We start from the raw sequence: 274 nt of genomic DNA, 5'->3' as shown, positions 1-274 counted from the left end.
GGATTCAGCGCCTCGCGCAGGCTGCTGGCAGGGTTGAGGTTCTGCGCGTCGGCAATCGTTTTGCGAACATCGTCCATGTCCGCCTCACGCAACGCATCGTCGAACTGCGTGCGATACTCGCCGGGCATTTTTCTGAGGTTGGCCGTAAACTTGCCGAATGCCCGGATCATCGGGGGCAGGTCCTTGGGGCCGACAACCACGATCAGCACGATCGCGATGACCAGAAGCTCGCTCCAGCCAATATCCAGCATGGAATACTCCCGCCGCTTCCAGA

The 274-nt window shown here is 60.2% G+C and carries 1 protein-coding gene; it reads right to left on the bottom strand.

Translation table 11 applies throughout. The features are described from left to right. Positions 1-251 (bottom strand): Sec-independent protein translocase protein TatB (tatB, locus tag FGF66_RS12415; protein ID WP_139457962.1); only part of this gene is annotated, 251 nt, incomplete at its 3' end. Between the last annotated feature and the right edge of the window lie 23 nt (positions 252-274).

The sequence above is a fragment of the Chlorobaculum thiosulfatiphilum genome (genome assembly GCF_006265165.1).
Taxonomy (GTDB): Bacteria; Bacteroidota; Chlorobiia; order Chlorobiales; family Chlorobiaceae; genus Chlorobaculum; species Chlorobaculum thiosulfatiphilum.
This window is presented reverse-complemented; position numbering and strand designations above follow the sequence as displayed.